Here is a 15,068-nt window from a genome sequence, read left to right on the forward strand (position 1 = left end):
GGTCTGAAAATCAGCCCTCCGGCCGCAGAATCAGCACACCCAAGGGTGGCAGATTCAACGACAGTGATAGCGGCTGGCCATGGCGCGGTTCCTCTTCGGTAAACGCCCCGCCACCATTGCCATAGTTGGAACCGGCATAGGTGTCGGCATCACTGTTGATCACTTCGCCCCAGCGCCCGGCAAACGGCACGCCGACCTTGTACGCCTCACGGGGCACCGGGGTGAAGTTGGCCACCACCAACACCGGCCGGCCATCCTTGCTCCAGCGCAGCCAGGCGTAGACGCTGTTGATCGCATCATCGCCAATCAGCCACTGAAAGCCCTGGGGCGCGTCGTCCTGGTCGTGCAACGCCGGTTCTTCGCGATACAGGCGATTGAGGTCGCCCACCAGTTTTTGCACGCCGCGGTGTTCCGGGTATTGCAGCAAATACCAATCAAGCTGCTGATCGTGGTTCCACTCGCGCCACTGGCCGAATTCACAGCCCATAAACAGCAGCTTCTTGCCCGGATGCGCCCACATAAAACACAGGTAAGCCCGCAGGTTGGCGAATTTCTGCCAGCGGTCGCCAGGCATCTTGTCGATCAGCGAGTGTTTGCCGTGAACCACTTCATCGTGGGAAATCGGCAGGATGAACCGCTCGGACCAGGCATACATCAGGCCGAAACTCAGTTCGTTGTGATGGTGGGCGCGGTATAGCGGGTCCTGCTGGATGTAGTGCAGCGAATCGTGCATCCAGCCCATGTTCCACTTGTAGTTGAAGCCCAGGCCGCCCTGTTGGGTCGGTTGGCTGACGCCTGGCCAGGCAGTGGATTCCTCGGCGATCACCAAGGCACCGGGGGCTTCAAGGGCTACCACGTCGTTCAAGTGACGCAGGAAGTCGATGGCTTCGAGGTTTTCCCGACCGCCATGACGGTTAGGCACCCACTCGCCGGCCTTGCGCGAGTAATCGCGGTAGAGCATCGACGCCACTGCATCCACCCGCAGGCCGTCGATATGGAAATGCTTGAGCCAGTGCAGCGCAGAAGCCAGCATAAAACCATGAACCTCGGTGCGGCCCAGGTTGTAGATCAGCGTGTCCCAGTCCTGGTGAAAGCCTTCCTGTGGGTTGCCGTATTCGTACAGCGCCGTGCCGTCAAATTGCGCCAGGCCGTGGGTGTCGGTGGGGAAATGCGCCGGAACCCAGTCAAGGATGATGCCGATATCGGCCTGATGGCAGGCGTTGACGAAGGCGGCAAAATCGTCCGGCGAGCCAAAGCGGGCACTGGGGGCAAATTGCGACAGCGGCTGATAACCCCAGGAGCCACCAAACGGGTGTTCCATGATCGGCATCAGCTCGACATGGGTGAAACCCAGCTGCTGCACATAGGGAATCAGTCGTTCACCCAACTCGCGCCAGCCGTACTGGCGGGACACTTCGCCCAACTCGTCGAGTTCACATTGCCAGGAGCCGACGTGCAACTCATAGATCGACAGCGGTGCACTCGGTAATTGCTGTTCGCCACGGGCCTGCATCCAGGCGTGGTCCTGCCAGTCAATCTGTAACGGCGAAGCGACCTTGGAAGCGGTGTCCGGCGGCAATTGCGTGGCCAGCGCCATGGGGTCGGCCTTGAGCGGAAGAATCCCGCTGGTGCCCAGGATTTCGTATTTGTAGGCAGCACCGGGTTGCAGGCGCGGGATGAATATCTCCCACACGCCGGCTGGATGGCGCAGGCGCATCGGGTGGCGGCGACCGTCCCAAATATTGAAGTCGCCAACTACGGAAACACGCTTGGCATTGGGCGCCCACACCGCGAAACGCACGCCCTGGATGCCGTCGATGCTCATCACCTGGGCGCCGAGGCAACTGCTCAGGTCGCGGTGATTGCCCTCGGCAAACAGGTAAAGGTCCATCTCGCCCAGCAACTGGCCGAAGCTGTAAGGGTCTTCGGTGATCTGCTCGCCACCCGCCCACTGGATTTTCAGCAAATAGCCCTGGCGGGGCGAGAAATGCCCGACAAACAAGCCAGGCACCGGAGTCGCATCCAGATCGCCGACGTGCTCACCGCTGTCGCGGGCCAGCACCTGAACACTCAAGGCCTCTGGCAGAAATGCGCGGATAAACTGGCCGCCCTCTTCATCATCGTGGGGGCCAAGGATCGAGAATGTATCGTGATGTTCGGCCCGCACCAAGGCTTCGATATCCTGGGTTGCCGGCATTACCGCAAGCTTGGGTTGCAGCGCTTCCTTGTCTGTAAAACTCATGACGTCTCCCCTGCGCGTGCAGTTTTGGATAATGGCTTCAGTCCGCTGAGCAGTCCGTGCAAACCTTGCAACGGTACCGGCAGCCAGGTCGGGCGATTTTCCGCTTCATAGGCCACTTCGTACGCGGCCTTCTCCAGGCTGAACAATGCCAGCGCTGCCTCCTGGCCCTTGGCGTCCTGCCAGTCATGGGCCAGTGTAGTCGTAGCCTCATGATAGGCCTGGATAAATGCCAGCCGCGCTTCATTCAAGTAACGATCGGCCACCCGTTGCCGTGCGGCGTTGGCCTCGGTCGAGTGATCTACCCCTTGCACATTCAGGGCCATGGCGGCGGCATAGTCGAACGACCGTAGCACGCCACTGACATCCTTGTACGGGCTGTGCTTGCCGCGACGCTCATGGAGCGGTCGCGCCGGTTCCCCTTCAAAGTCGATCAGGTAGGCATCGCCCTTGACCACCAGCACCTGGCCCAGGTGCAAGTCACCGTGGACGCGAATGCGCAAGCCGCCCACCGTGGCCTTGGCCAGATCCTGCACGTGGGTGGCGATGGCTTTTTTCTGCACCAGCATTGCACTGACCAGCGCCTGGTCAGCGGTGGCCAGTTTGCTTTGATGCTGTTTGAGCAAGTGCAAGGCGCGGTCGACTTGCGCCCCCACCTGCTTGGCCCAACCCTGGCTGTCTTTGACGGAAGTGACCTCGGGCTTGAAGTCCTTGTTGGCAGTAGGCGCGGCCAATACCAGGTGCATTTCACCCAGGCGCTGGCCGAGTAGGCCTGCGAAGTCGGCCAACTCACCCAAGGCGTTGTAGTGCTGTTCCTGCTCGGAGATGGCCTGGGCCAATTCGTCGCGAATCGCCCGTTCCAGGTTGTTCTGGGTCCAGCCCCAGGCATCGCCCTGGTTACTCAGGTAACCCTGGGCAATCATCAGCAAGTTGTCCTGGCCTTCGGCATCGCGGCGGATCACCGAGCCCAGCAGCGGCGAGATATGTTCGTAGCCGGCGGCTGTCAGGTAAGCGCCCATCTCCAGTTCCGGGTGTACCCCGGCGCTGACTTTACGGATCAGCTTGAGTACCAGGCTGGCGCCCACCACCACTGAACTGTTGGACTGTTCGGTGGCGAGGTAGCGCACCTCTGAGTCGTCGTTGAGTTCCAGCTTGGCCAACTGCTCCGTCGGTTCGAAACGAATGTCGCCGTCAGTTGAGGTGAGCACGGTGTTGGCTTGCAGGCCTTCAATCACCGCGCGGATATAGGTGTCGAGGCTGAAGGCGTCCGTGACCAGGCCAACCTGGCGCACTCGCCGTACACGGGCCAACGCGAGCTGTTGCGGCAAGGCGCTGGTGAACTGGTCTTCGGCCAAAAAGCCCAAGGGCAGTTGATAGCGACTGACCTGCCCAGCTGTGGTGACTTCAATCTCGCTGAGCAGCACCGGATGCTGCGGGTCGCCAAAGCGCACGCCGTAGGCGATGTGCACGCTGTCGATGAGCGAATCCTTGCTGGCAAACCAGCGACGCTTGGGCAACCAGGCTGGCAACGAGTTTTGTTCCAAGGTGGTGCGGCATGGCACTTCGAGCAATTCTTCGAGGCGTTTTTTCAGTACCAGAGTGGTGAAGTCCGGGATGCTTTGCGTAGGTTCCACGTGCCAACTCGGCATCTGGTTTTCCGCCGCCAGCACGAACCAGTAAAAGCCGTAAGGCGCCAGGGTCAGCAGGAAGTTCAGCTGGCCAATGGGCGGGAACGCATTACCACCGAGCATCTCCACCGGGACCATGCCGGCGAATGCGGACAAGTCCAGCTCCGCCGCCTGGGCGCTGCGCGAAACGTTGGCCACGCAGAGGATGATTTCGTGCTTGCCGTCGTCGCCCGTGTATTCGCGGGTGTAGGCCAAGATGCGGCGGTTGGTGGGTGAGAGCATTTTCAAGCTGCCGCGACCGAAGGCCTTGGACTGTTTACGAATCGCCAGCATCCGCCGGGTCCAGTTCAGCAACGAGTGTGGGTCTTGGGCCTGGGTTTCGACGTTGACTGACTGGTAGCCGTAGAGCGCGTCCATGATCGGCGGCAGCACCAGGCTGGCCGGGTCGGCGCGGGAGAAGCCGCCGTTGCGGTCGATGGACCACTGCATGGGTGTGCGTACGCCGTCACGGTCGCCCAGGTAGATGTTGTCGCCCATGCCGATTTCATCGCCGTAATACAGGGTCGGCGTGCCGGGCATCGACAGCAGCAGGCTGTTGAGCAGCTCGATGCGGCGACGGTCGCGCTCCATCAGCGGCGCCAGGCGCCGGCGAATACCGAGGTTGATGCGCGCACGGCGGTCAGCGGCGTAGTAGTTCCAGAGGTAGTCGCGCTCTTTGTCGGTGACCATTTCCAGGGTCAGTTCATCGTGGTTACGCAGGAAAATCGCCCACTGGCAATTGGCTGGAATCTCCGGGGTCTGGCGCAGGATATCGGTGATCGGGAAGCGGTCTTCCTGGGCCAGCGCCATGTACATGCGCGGCATCAGCGGGAAGTGAAAGGCCATATGGCACTCGTCGCCGTCATCGCCTTTTTTGTCCCCGAAGTACAGTTGAGTATCTTCCGGCCATTGGTTGGCCTCGGCCAGCAGCATGCGGTCCGGGTAGTTGGCGTCGATTTCGGCGCGGATCTGCTTGAGGACGTCGTGGGTCTCCGGCAGGTTTTCGTTGTTGGTGCCGTCGCGCTCGATCAGGTACGGGATGGCATCCAGGCGCAGGCCGTCGATGCCCATGTCCAGCCAGTAGCGCATCACCGAGAGCACCGCTTTCATGACTTGCGGGTTGTCGAAGTTAAGGTCCGGCTGGTGGGAGTAGAAACGGTGCCAGAAGTATTGGCCGGCCACTGGGTCCCAGGTCCAGTTGGATTTCTCGGTGTCGAGAAAGATGATGCGGGTGCCGTCGTATTTCTGATCGTCATCGGACCAGACGTAGAAATCCCGGGCCTTGGAACCTGGCTTGGCCTTGCGGGCGCGCTGGAACCACGGGTGCTGGTCGGAGGTGTGGTTGATCACCAGTTCGGTGATGACCCGCAAGCCGCGTTTATGGGCTTCGGCGATAAAACGCTTGGCGTCGGCCATGGTCCCGTAGTCGCTGTGCACACCACGGTATTCGGCGATGTCGTAGCCGTCGTCACGGCGTGGCGAGGGGTAGAACGGCAGCACCCAGATGGTGTTCACACCCAGCTCGGCGATGTAGTCGAGTTTGGCGATCAGCCCTGGAAAATCGCCTATACCATCGTTATTGGAGTCGAAATAGGATTTGACGTGAACCTGATAAATCACCGCATCCTTGTACCAGAGCGGGTCTTTGATAAAGGTGGCAGCCTTGGGTTTCTTCGCCATTGGAAACTCCTGGAAATTCATAAAAAACTAAAAAGTGGCGATGTTTTAACTATCCACAAAAAGCCCTTTAAACAGTGATCCGCCAAATACCAAACGGCTGATGCCACGGCTCTAGTCGCATCCACTGGTGCTTGCCGTGCCAAGTCCAGCGGTGGCCGTTCATCAAGTCTTCGCCCTGGGTCTGGGCGTCGTCCGGTAGGCCCATCTCCCACAGCGGCAATTCGAAATTGGCTTCCTGGGCATTGAGCGGGTCGAGACTCACCGCGATGAGGATGAAATTGCCGGCGTCCTCGCAGCGTTTGCCGAAGTACAAGATGTTGTCGTTCCAGGCGTTGTAGAGCTTCAAGCCCAAGTGAGTTCGCAACGCCGGGTTCTGCCGACGGATGCGGTTGAGCTGGGCGATCTCGGCAATGATGTTGCCCGGCGCGGTGAAATCCCTGGGGCGGATCTCGTACTTCTCCGAGTCCAGGTACTCTTCCTTGCCGGGCACCGCTGCGGCTTCGCACAATTCAAAACCCGAATACATGCCCCACAGGCCTGAGCCCATGGTCGCCAGGGCCGCGCGGATGAGAAAGCCGGCGCGGCCAGACTCATGGAGGAAGCCGGGGTTAATATCTGGCGTATTGACGAAAAAGTTGGGTCGGAAGCATTCGCGCCACGGCGACTCGTTGAGTTCGCTCAGGTATTCACTCAGCTCGGCCTTGGTGTTGCGCCAGGTGAAATAGGTGTAGCTCTGGGAGTAACCGACCTTGCCCAGCCGCGCCATCATGGCCGGGGTGGTGAAGGCTTCGGCGAGGAAGATGACCTGTGGGTGTTTTTCTCGCACGTCCGCAATCACCCATTGCCAGAACGGCAGCGGCTTGGTGTGGGGGTTGTCGACGCGGAAAGTATTGACGCCCTCCTCGACCCAGCCCAGCACAACGTCCCGCAACTCGATCCACAGGCTGGGGATGGCGTCGGCGGCATAGAAGTCGACGTTGACGATGTCCTGGTATTTCTTCGGCGGGTTCTCGGCATATTTGATGGTGCCGTCGGGCCGCCAGTTGAACCAGCCGGGGTGTTGTTTGAGCCACGGGTGGTCTTGGGAACACTGGATAGCGAAGTCCAGGGCGATTTCCAGGCCATGGTCTGCGGCGGCGGCCACCAGGCGGCGGAAATCTTCGCGGGTGCCCAGTTGCGAGTGGATTGCCTCGTGGCCGCCCTCCTCGCTGCCAATGGCATACGGGCTGCCCGGATCATCGGGGCCTGCGGTCAGGGCGTTGTTCTTGCCCTTGCGATAGCTGCGGCCGATAGGATGGATCGGCGGGAAATACAGCACGTCAAAACCCATGTCATGGATCATCGGCAGCCGCGAATGCACGTCGTTAAAAGTGCCGTGGCGCGCTGGATCATCGGTGATCGAGCGGGGAAACAGCTCGTACCAGCTGGCAAACTGCGCGGCCTCGCGCTCCACATCCAGCGGATAGACCGGGCTGATGCTCAAGTAGGCGCGGTGATCGGCCTGAGCCATCAGGTGCGCACTGTCTTCGTGCAGGAAGCGCGCGACTTGCTCGGTTTCCAGCAAGCCCGACAGCTCGTGGTGCAACAGCATCAAGTGCTCGCGTAACTCGCCTTCGCTGCGTTCGGCGGCCTGCAACACCTGGCTGCGGCCTTCCTGCAATTGCAGGCTGACGGGAACGCGGGCTGCATGTTTTTTGCCCAGTTCGTAGCAGAAGCTGGCGAACTGATCGATCCAGGCCTCAATGCAATATTGATGCGGGCCTTGAGCGGTGACCGTAAAGTTCCCTTCCCAACCGTTATTGCCGACATCGGTCATAACCACGCTGTGCCAGCGCTCGTCACTCAGCGGCCGCCAGCGAATCAGCACCGCCAGCTTGTCATGGCCGTCGGCGAAGACCTTGCTGGCTACCTTGATCCGCTGCCCCACGATGGCCTTGACCGCGAACTCGCCGCCGTCGATCACCGGTGTGGTGCTTTCTATGGCAATCCTGGGCAACAACAGTGCCTGGGACAGTGGAAACATGGACGTTTCATCATTTTTCGTGAGTACGTTTTGTTTCGATAGTTCAGCAGTCATCGAGCATCACTCCTTACGCCCCGTGGACGCTCCTGTGCCAGATCCCAAGTGCGGTACGACAAAGCTCTTCCTGAGCCGGGCCGTATAAAGTCCGAGCCCGCTAGCCGGTGAAAAGTTCAGATGGATGTGCCGCTATTGGACGGGAATCAATTGGCCAGGCCGATTGTCCACCGATACAGCAAAGCACAAAGGAGGCCACACCGATGAATATCCCTATCCCGGCTGAAACACCTGATCCCAACATTGATCAACCAACCTTGCCACCCACCGAACCTGAGCCGATCCCGGAGCAGGAACCACCCGGCACAACGCCCCCGGCGAAGGAAGACCCACCCACGACGATGCCGCCAGTGATTGCCTGAAGGATGATTACTCCTTCTCCAGCAGCCGTACAATCCTGGGCATTACGCTGAACACCAGCAGCGCCAACAGGGTGCTCAACACCGCCGTCGACTCCCTGCCCATCCCCGCCGCCACCCCAATGGCGGCGGTCATCCACAGCCCGGCTGCGGTAGTCAGCCCCTTGACGTGTTGGCCTTCCTGATCTTCCTTGCCCTTGAGGATGGTACCGGCACCCAGAAAGCCGATCCCGGCGATTACGCCCTGCACCACGCGGCTCATGGCATCGGCCTGGGAGCCGGACATTTGTGGCACCAACACGAACAACGCAGCGCCCATGGCCACCAGCATGTGGGTGCGCACGCCGGCAGCCTTGCCTTTTTGTTCTCGCTCAAAGCCCAGAATGCCCCCCAGGATCGCGGCGATCAGCAGGCGCACGGTGATTTGTGTCAGTTGCCGGGCATCGCCTATGTCAGCGAATTCCGCTTGCAGGGTTTGCCAGACTTCTTGCCACCAGGCGTCCATGGAGCGGTCCTTGTTTATAGGTCGATAAAGGATGGACAGCAGCGACCGCCAGTCAGTTGCCGGAAACCATTTACCTGTTGTCGAACCCTAATGATCAGTACCTGACGAGAAGGAGAGCATCATGCCAGTACGTATCGAAAACCAGACCTGTTACTTCAAGGTCGACGAGGACGGCGAAGAACGAAGCCTCGCCGCCACGGCTGTCACGGTGATCACCGACAGCGAAAAATCCATGTCCGCCGTTGAAGTCGACGGCCAACGTGTCTACATCACTGAAGCAGAAGCCGACGCCTTGACCGTAGCAGGCGCCAAGGATGGTCGTAAGCACTTGAAGGTGACCGAGGGTGATTCGGTGATTTGATTGATCTGTATCAGCACCGCTTTACGGCTGCCGATACAGGCGCTGCCCCAGGCCGCACGGGGGTGCAGCAGATTGACGCAGGAGCGGGTCGGCAATCCATCTGATCCGCTTTTTATCGCTATACCTGAGTCTGTTATGCAAACAGATCGCCCGGCATAGTTCATCCGCCTGATGGAGGCTGATGAGCGAAAGACCATGAGCGATAGAATCCCCGTCCGATTAGTTGAAACCTTTGAGCCTGCACATCCAAAGAAGATGAAGGCCAAATCCAGTGACAACCTGATTCACACCCGCAGTTTTACCGGTTTGTTCCGCACCTTGCGCTTGAGTGGCGCGGGTTTTCTGTTCCTGGCGTTTTTCGGCACCGTGTGGCTGAACTGGGGCGGACGGCAGGCGGTGTTGTGGGACCTTGCAGAAAGCAAATTTCACATTTTCGGCGCAACCTTCTGGCCCCAGGATTTCATCCTGTTGTCGGCGTTGTTGATCATCGCAGCCTTCGGCCTGTTTGCGATCACGGTATTTGCCGGCCGGGTATGGTGTGGTTATACCTGCCCGCAAAGCTCGTTTACCTGGCTGTTCATGTGGTGCGAAAAGGTCACTGAGGGCGAGCGAAACCAGCGCATCAAGCTGCAGGCCTCCCCCTGGGGCCTGAGCAAGCTGCTGCGGCGTTCAGTCAAACACACGATGTGGCTGGCCATCAGCGTGCTCACCGGCTTGACCTTTGTGGGCTACTTCACGCCTATCCGGCCCCTGGCCGAGGAGCTGCTGACCTGGCAGATGGGCGGTGTCAGCCTGTTCTGGGTGTTGTTTTTCACAGGCGCGACTTACATCAACGCAGGCTGGTTGCGCGAAGCGGTGTGCATGCACATGTGCCCGTATGCACGGTTCCAGAGCGTGATGTTCGACAAGGACACCCTGACCATTTCCTACGATGTGGCCCGTGGCGAGAGCCGTGGCCCACGTAAACGCGAAGTGAAACCTGCGGATGTCGGCCTCGGTGACTGCATCGACTGCCACCTGTGCGTACAGGTCTGCCCCACCGGCATCGACATTCGCGACGGTTTGCAAATGGAGTGTATCGGCTGTGCGGCTTGCATCGACGCCTGTGATTCAATCATGGACAAAATGGGCTATGCCCGTGGCCTGGTGAGCTACACCTGCGAGCATCAGTTGCAAGGCGGCAAGACCCACCTGCTCAGGCCACGGTTGATCGGCTACAGTGCGGTGCTGCTGGTGATGATCGCAGCCTTGGTGATGGCGCTGGTGCAGCGGCCGATGGTGTCGCTGGACGTGACCAAGGACCGAGGGATGTTTCGCGAAAACAGCCAAGGCTTGATCGAGAACATCTACAGCCTCAAGGTCATCAACAAGACCCAGCAGCGTCAGGATTATCGTCTTGAGTTAGTGGACGGTGATGGCTTCCAGCTTCAGGGCAAGACCGAGATCAGTTTGGCACCGGGGGAAATAACCGATGTGCCGGTGTCGGTGGCGATGACCAGCGACAAGCCTGCCAGCAGCTCCCAGACCATCAGCTTCAAGGTCACGGATATTGATGAGCCGGGCGTTTATAGTGTCGCCGACAGCCGGTTTGTGTCGCCGCTTAACCGTTGATGATGTTGTTGTGAGCGGACTCGCCACAGGAGCAGAGTTTGCTCTTAACTTACTTACCCTATTAGGCTCCGATGAAACGCTACGAAAAATTCGCCGACGACATCGCAGAACTGATCCGCTCCGGCGTCCTGGGGCCTGGCCAGCGGGTGCCGTCGGTGCGTTATGCCAGCCGGACCTACGGCGTCAGCCCATCCACGGTGTTCCAGGCCTACTACCTGCTGGAACGTCGTGGCCTGATCCGCGCCCGGCCGCGTTCCGGGTACTTCGTCAACACCCATGCGCCAAGCCCGTTTTCCGAGCCGGTGGTCAGTGCACATGTACACGAATCCACCGAAGTCGACGTCAGCGAGCTGGTGTTTTCGGTGCTCGACTCCATCAAGGACCCGCAGACTGTGCCCTTCGGCTCGGCCTTTCCCAGTCCGACGCTGTTTCCGCTACAGCGCCTGGCCCGTTCCCTGGCCAGTGCCAGTCGGGAGATGGACCCGCGCATGGTGGTCACGGACATGTCACCGGGCAACCCACAATTGCGCCGGCAAATTGCCCTGCGCTACATGGTCGGCGGCTTGATGCTGCCCATGGAGGAGTTGCTGATCACCAACGGTGCCCTGGAAGCGCTGAACCTGTGTCTGCAAGCCGTGACCGAGCCCGGCGACCTGGTGGCCATCGAAGCCCCGGCGTTTTATGCCAGCCTGCAGGTGCTGGAGCGGCTGAAACTCAAGGCCGTGGAAATTCCCGTACACCCGCGCGATGGCATTGACCTCAAAGTGCTGGCCCAAAGTCTTGAACGTTACCCGATCAAGGCTTGCTGGTGCATGACCAGCTTCCAGAACCCCATGGGCGCCACCATGCCCGAAGCCAAGAAACAGGAACTGGTGGAGTTGTTGCGCAGCCATCAGGTGCCACTGATCGAGGACGATGTCTACGCCGAGTTGTACTACGGCCAACAGGCACCTAAACCGGCCAAGGCGTTCGATACCGAAGGTTTGGTGATGCACTGCGGCTCCTTCGCCAAAAGCCTGGCTCCTGGTTATCGCATCGGTTGGGTGGCTGCCGGGCGTTATGCGCAGAAGATCGAACGGCTGAAATTGATGACCTCGTTGTGCGCGTCAATGCCAGCCCAGGCGGCGATTGCCGACTACCTGCAACATGGTGGCTACGACCGGCACCTGCGCAAGTTGCGTTATGCCCTGGAAGAACAGCAAAGCGCCATGCTTGCCGCCATCGCCCGCTATTTTCCGGCACAAACCCGCGTGAGCCAGCCAGCGGGTGGGTATTTCCTGTGGTTGGAATTGCCCGAGCAAACGGACTCGTTGAAGTTGTTCCAGATGGCGTTGGCCCAAGGCATCAGCATTGCGCCGGGGCCGATATTTTCGCCGACCCAGCGGTTCAGGAACTGCATTCGCTTGAACTATGGCAGTCCCTGGGATGAGGCCTCGGAAAAGGCCATGGAGACATTGGGACGGATCGTGCGGTCTTTTTGAGCGATTGAGGCGGGCAATAAATACCTGACTTGAATAGCCCCAGGGACCAACGGGTTGATAGCGACCCGCTCCCGCAGGAGCAGGCAGTTTTTCAGCGGCCACCACCGAGGTCAACAAAGGTCCCGGTAGCGTAGGACGCCTTGTCCGACAGCAGCCAGACAATCGCTTCCGCCACCTCATCCGGACGTCCGCCACGGGCCATCGGGATACCCGACTCCAGCTTGCTGACCCGATCCGGGTCGCCACTCAGGGCGTGGAAATCGGTGTAGATGTAGCCAGGGCGCACTGCGTTGACCCGGATGCCTTCACCCGCCACTTCTTTCGAAAGACCGATGGTGAAGGAGTCCATTGCGCCTTTGGACGCCGCGTAGTCAACATATTCACCGGGCGAGCCGAGACGAGCGGCCACCGATGAGACGTTGACGATACTGCCGCCCTGCCCGCCATGCTTGGGCGACATGCGCAGCACTGCGTGCTTGGCACAGAGGATCGGGCCCAGCACGTTGGTCTTGAGAATTTTCAGGATGCGGAACTCGGACATCTCATCGACCCGCGACTTGTGCCCCACGGTGCCTGCGTTATTGACCAGCGCAGTGACTCGGCCCAGCTCGGCATCGACCCGGTTGAACAGGCTGATCACTTCGTCCTCGATGCTGACATCGGCACGCACCGCAATCGCTTGGGCGCCCAGGGCGCGGACCTGCTCCAGGACACGCAGCGCTGCCTCTTCATCGGACTGGAAGTTGATACAGATTCGGTAACCCTGGCGCGCCGCCAACAAGGCCGTGGCGGCCCCGATCCCACGACTGCCACCGGTGATGATGACGACTTTGTCCATGTGTACGGTCTCCTGAATCAACGTATAACGGTTGGATTCAAGAATACCTGCGCTAGTCGGGTTTTGCATGGACTGAGGTCAATGATCTCAGGGTGTCGCTACTTGAGGCACGCCAGCGAGTTCCTTCGCCACAATGGCGCTCATGAAACCGTCCGCCGGCAACGGATGCCCCAGCAGATAGCCCTGCAATGAATCACAGCCCAGTCGCGTCAGGAAATTTTGCTGCATATCGGTTTCCACCCCTTCAGCGACAATCCGCAGGCCCAGGGCCTGACCCAGCGCAACAATGGCCGAGACAATCGCGGCGTCGTCGCTGTCGTGCTCCAGGTCGCGCACAAAGCCCCGGTCGATCTTCAACTCGTTGGCCGGCAAACGCTTGAGGTACATCAGGCTGGAGTAGCCGGTGCCAAAGTCATCGATGGACAGGTCAACGCCCATTTCCGAGAGTTTCTGCAATACCGTCATGCTCGCATCGGCATCGCTCATGGCGGTGGTTTCGGTGATTTCCAGGGTCAGGCTGTTGGCCGGCAATTGGTGACGCTTCAGGGCGTTGGCGACACTGGTGACCAGCCCGGCATGGCAAAACTGCAAGGCCGAGAGGTTCACCGCAATGCGCCAGTCGCGATATCCCTGGGCAAACCACACCTGCATCTGCCTGCAGGCTTCATTGAGCACCCATTCGCCGATGGGGATGATCAGCCCGGTCTTTTCTGCCAGTTCAATGAACTTGTCCGGCAGTAACAAGCCGTGTTGCGGGTGTTCCCAGCGCAATAGTGCTTCGGCACCCACCGGCCGACCGCTGAGGGCGTCAAACTTGGGTTGGTAGAACAGCCGCAATTGCTGCTGATCCACGGCGTTGCGCAAGTCCTGCAACAACTGCAGCTGCTTGCGGGCGTTGGTGTTCATCGATACGTCGAAAAAGCTGTAGCCGTTTTTGCCCATGCTTTTGGCGTGATACATCGCAGCGTCAGCGTTCATCAGCAATTCCTGGGGCGTGGCGCCGTTGCCGGGGAACAGCGCGATGCCGACACTGGCAGAAATTTTCAGCTCATGCTCCGCCACACGGAAGGCTTGATTGATCAGGCCTACCTGACGTTCCGCCAGGCGCAGCGCATCGTCGGACTGGTTCAATTGCACCAACAGCACGAACTCGTCGCCGCCGATTCGCGCCAACGTGTCCTGGCTGCGCAAGTCTTCGCGCAAGCGCAGGCCGACTTCGCGCAGCAACTGGTCGCCCATGTGATGGCCGAAGGCATCGTTTACGGGCTTGAAGCCATCGAGATCGATAAACATCAGGGCGAAACAGCCGCCCTGCTCCGCTACCAGTTGCGTGGCCTGCTGGATGCGATCGGCGAGCAGGGTGCGATTGGGCAGCCCCGTCAGGGTGTCGTGCAGGGCCAGGTGGGTCAGCTCCTGATTGGCCTGGGTCAGGGAGTCGGCCAGCACGGCGGTGCGGGCTTCAAGGCGGGCGTCCAGCAATGAGGTCAACAGCGCAATGGCCAACACCGCCAGGGTGGTGATCAGCACCAGGCTATCCAGGCCCTTGCCAGTCAAACCATCCAGAGCGGCACCGCAAAAACTGCCGTCGGCAAACCGCGCAGCAGCCATGCCGGTGTAGTGCATGCCGACAATTGCCACGCCCATGACCAGCGCCGCGCCACCTCGTGCCAGGCGCACATAAGGGGTATTGCGCCGCAGGTTGAAGGCGATCCACAAGGCCGCAGCCGAGGCGCCGACGGCAATCAACAGAGAGGCGCCAAACAGCGTTGGGTCATAGTCGATGCCAGGCGTCATGCGCATGGCCGCCATGCCGGTGTAGTGCATGGCGCTGATGCCCGCGCCCATGATCAACGCGCCAAACGCCAGTTGCCAGGCCGGCAAACGTGGCTGGCTCACCAACCAGAGGGCAAAGCCGCTGGAGAGAACCGCGATCAACAGCGATAGCGCTGTGATGCCTATGTCGTAGCCAAGGCTAATGGGCAAGTGAAACGCGAGCATGCCGATAAAGTGCATCGACCAGACGCCAATGCCCATGGCCAGGGCGCCGCCCGCCATCCACAAGTACACAGTGCGACCTTTGGCCGTGGCGATACGCCCGGTCAGATCCAGAGCGGTATAGGAAGCGAGGATCGCCACAAACAGGGAAATCAGGACCAGCGTGGGGGAGTAACTACCGGTGAGCATGGGACGTCTCGTGGCCGACGGGCCGAATGGCATCCGTGCTGGATGGAAAAGTCGGCGATTGTAGCT

The 15,068-nt window shown here is 60.0% G+C and carries 10 protein-coding genes; 4 read left to right on the top strand and 6 right to left on the bottom strand.

All coding sequences use genetic code 11. The features are described from left to right. Positions 1-10: 10 nt before the first annotated feature. From glgB to AAEZ06_RS25055, 3 genes are all read right to left on the bottom strand, one after another. Positions 11-2,242: a 1,4-alpha-glucan branching protein GlgB gene (gene glgB / locus AAEZ06_RS25045; protein ID WP_149413322.1), complete on the bottom strand. Its 2,232-nt coding sequence runs from the start codon at positions 2,240-2,242 to the stop codon at positions 11-13. Then, positions 2,239-5,586 carry a maltose alpha-D-glucosyltransferase gene (gene treS, locus AAEZ06_RS25050; RefSeq protein ID WP_149413323.1) on the bottom strand — a complete coding sequence of 1,116 codons (3,348 nt, stop codon included), beginning with the start codon at positions 5,584-5,586 and terminating at the stop codon, positions 2,239-2,241. Before treS ends, glgB begins: the two co-directional genes overlap by 4 nt. Before the next feature lie 67 nt (positions 5,587-5,653). Next, positions 5,654-7,609, bottom strand: coding sequence for an alpha-1,4-glucan--maltose-1-phosphate maltosyltransferase (locus AAEZ06_RS25055; RefSeq protein ID WP_502948050.1), 1,956 nt, complete (start codon positions 7,607-7,609; stop codon positions 5,654-5,656). Between the two features lie 257 nt (positions 7,610-7,866). Here AAEZ06_RS25055 and AAEZ06_RS25060 point away from each other — a divergent pair, with 257 nt between their 5' ends. Continuing rightward, entirely contained in the window at positions 7,867-8,025 is a 159-nt protein-coding gene (locus AAEZ06_RS25060; RefSeq protein WP_178114460.1) for a hypothetical protein, read from the top strand. Between the two features lie 7 nt (positions 8,026-8,032). Here AAEZ06_RS25060 and AAEZ06_RS25065 read toward each other — a convergent pair whose 3' ends face one another. Beyond that, positions 8,033-8,527, bottom strand: a complete 495-nt coding sequence (locus tag AAEZ06_RS25065) for an MgtC/SapB family protein (protein WP_149413325.1) — start codon at positions 8,525-8,527, stop codon at positions 8,033-8,035. Positions 8,528-8,648: 121 nt separating this feature from the next. Between AAEZ06_RS25065 and AAEZ06_RS25070 the strand changes: the two genes are divergently transcribed. From AAEZ06_RS25070 to mapR, 3 genes are all read left to right on the top strand, one after another. Beyond that, entirely contained in the window at positions 8,649-8,888 is a 240-nt protein-coding gene (locus AAEZ06_RS25070; RefSeq protein WP_149413326.1) for a DUF3203 family protein, read from the top strand. A gap of 195 nt (positions 8,889-9,083) precedes the next feature. Next, on the top strand, positions 9,084-10,499 hold the full coding sequence (gene ccoG / locus AAEZ06_RS25075) for a cytochrome c oxidase accessory protein CcoG (protein ID WP_149413327.1): 1,416 nt from the start codon (positions 9,084-9,086) through the stop codon (positions 10,497-10,499). Positions 10,500-10,570: 71 nt separating this feature from the next. Further along, a complete protein-coding gene (gene mapR / locus AAEZ06_RS25080) occupies positions 10,571-11,980 on the top strand; it encodes a GntR family transcriptional regulator MpaR (RefSeq protein WP_149413328.1) in 1,410 nt (469 codons plus the stop codon). Between the two features lie 91 nt (positions 11,981-12,071). Here the strand turns inward: mapR and AAEZ06_RS25085 are convergent, their stop codons facing one another. Both AAEZ06_RS25085 and AAEZ06_RS25090 read right to left on the bottom strand, forming a co-directional pair. Further along, the gene (locus AAEZ06_RS25085; protein ID WP_149413329.1) at positions 12,072-12,818 is read right to left on the bottom strand and encodes an SDR family oxidoreductase; all 747 of its coding nucleotides are present in this window, start codon (positions 12,816-12,818) and stop codon (positions 12,072-12,074) included. An 87-nt stretch (positions 12,819-12,905) separates the two neighbouring features. Further along, positions 12,906-15,002, bottom strand: a complete 2,097-nt coding sequence (locus tag AAEZ06_RS25090) for a putative bifunctional diguanylate cyclase/phosphodiesterase (RefSeq protein WP_350616762.1) — start codon at positions 15,000-15,002, stop codon at positions 12,906-12,908. Positions 15,003-15,068 lie beyond the last annotated feature (66 nt).

The organism is Pseudomonas sp. HY7a-MNA-CIBAN-0227, assembly GCF_040310325.1.
Lineage (GTDB): Bacteria > Pseudomonadota > Gammaproteobacteria > Pseudomonadales > Pseudomonadaceae > Aquipseudomonas.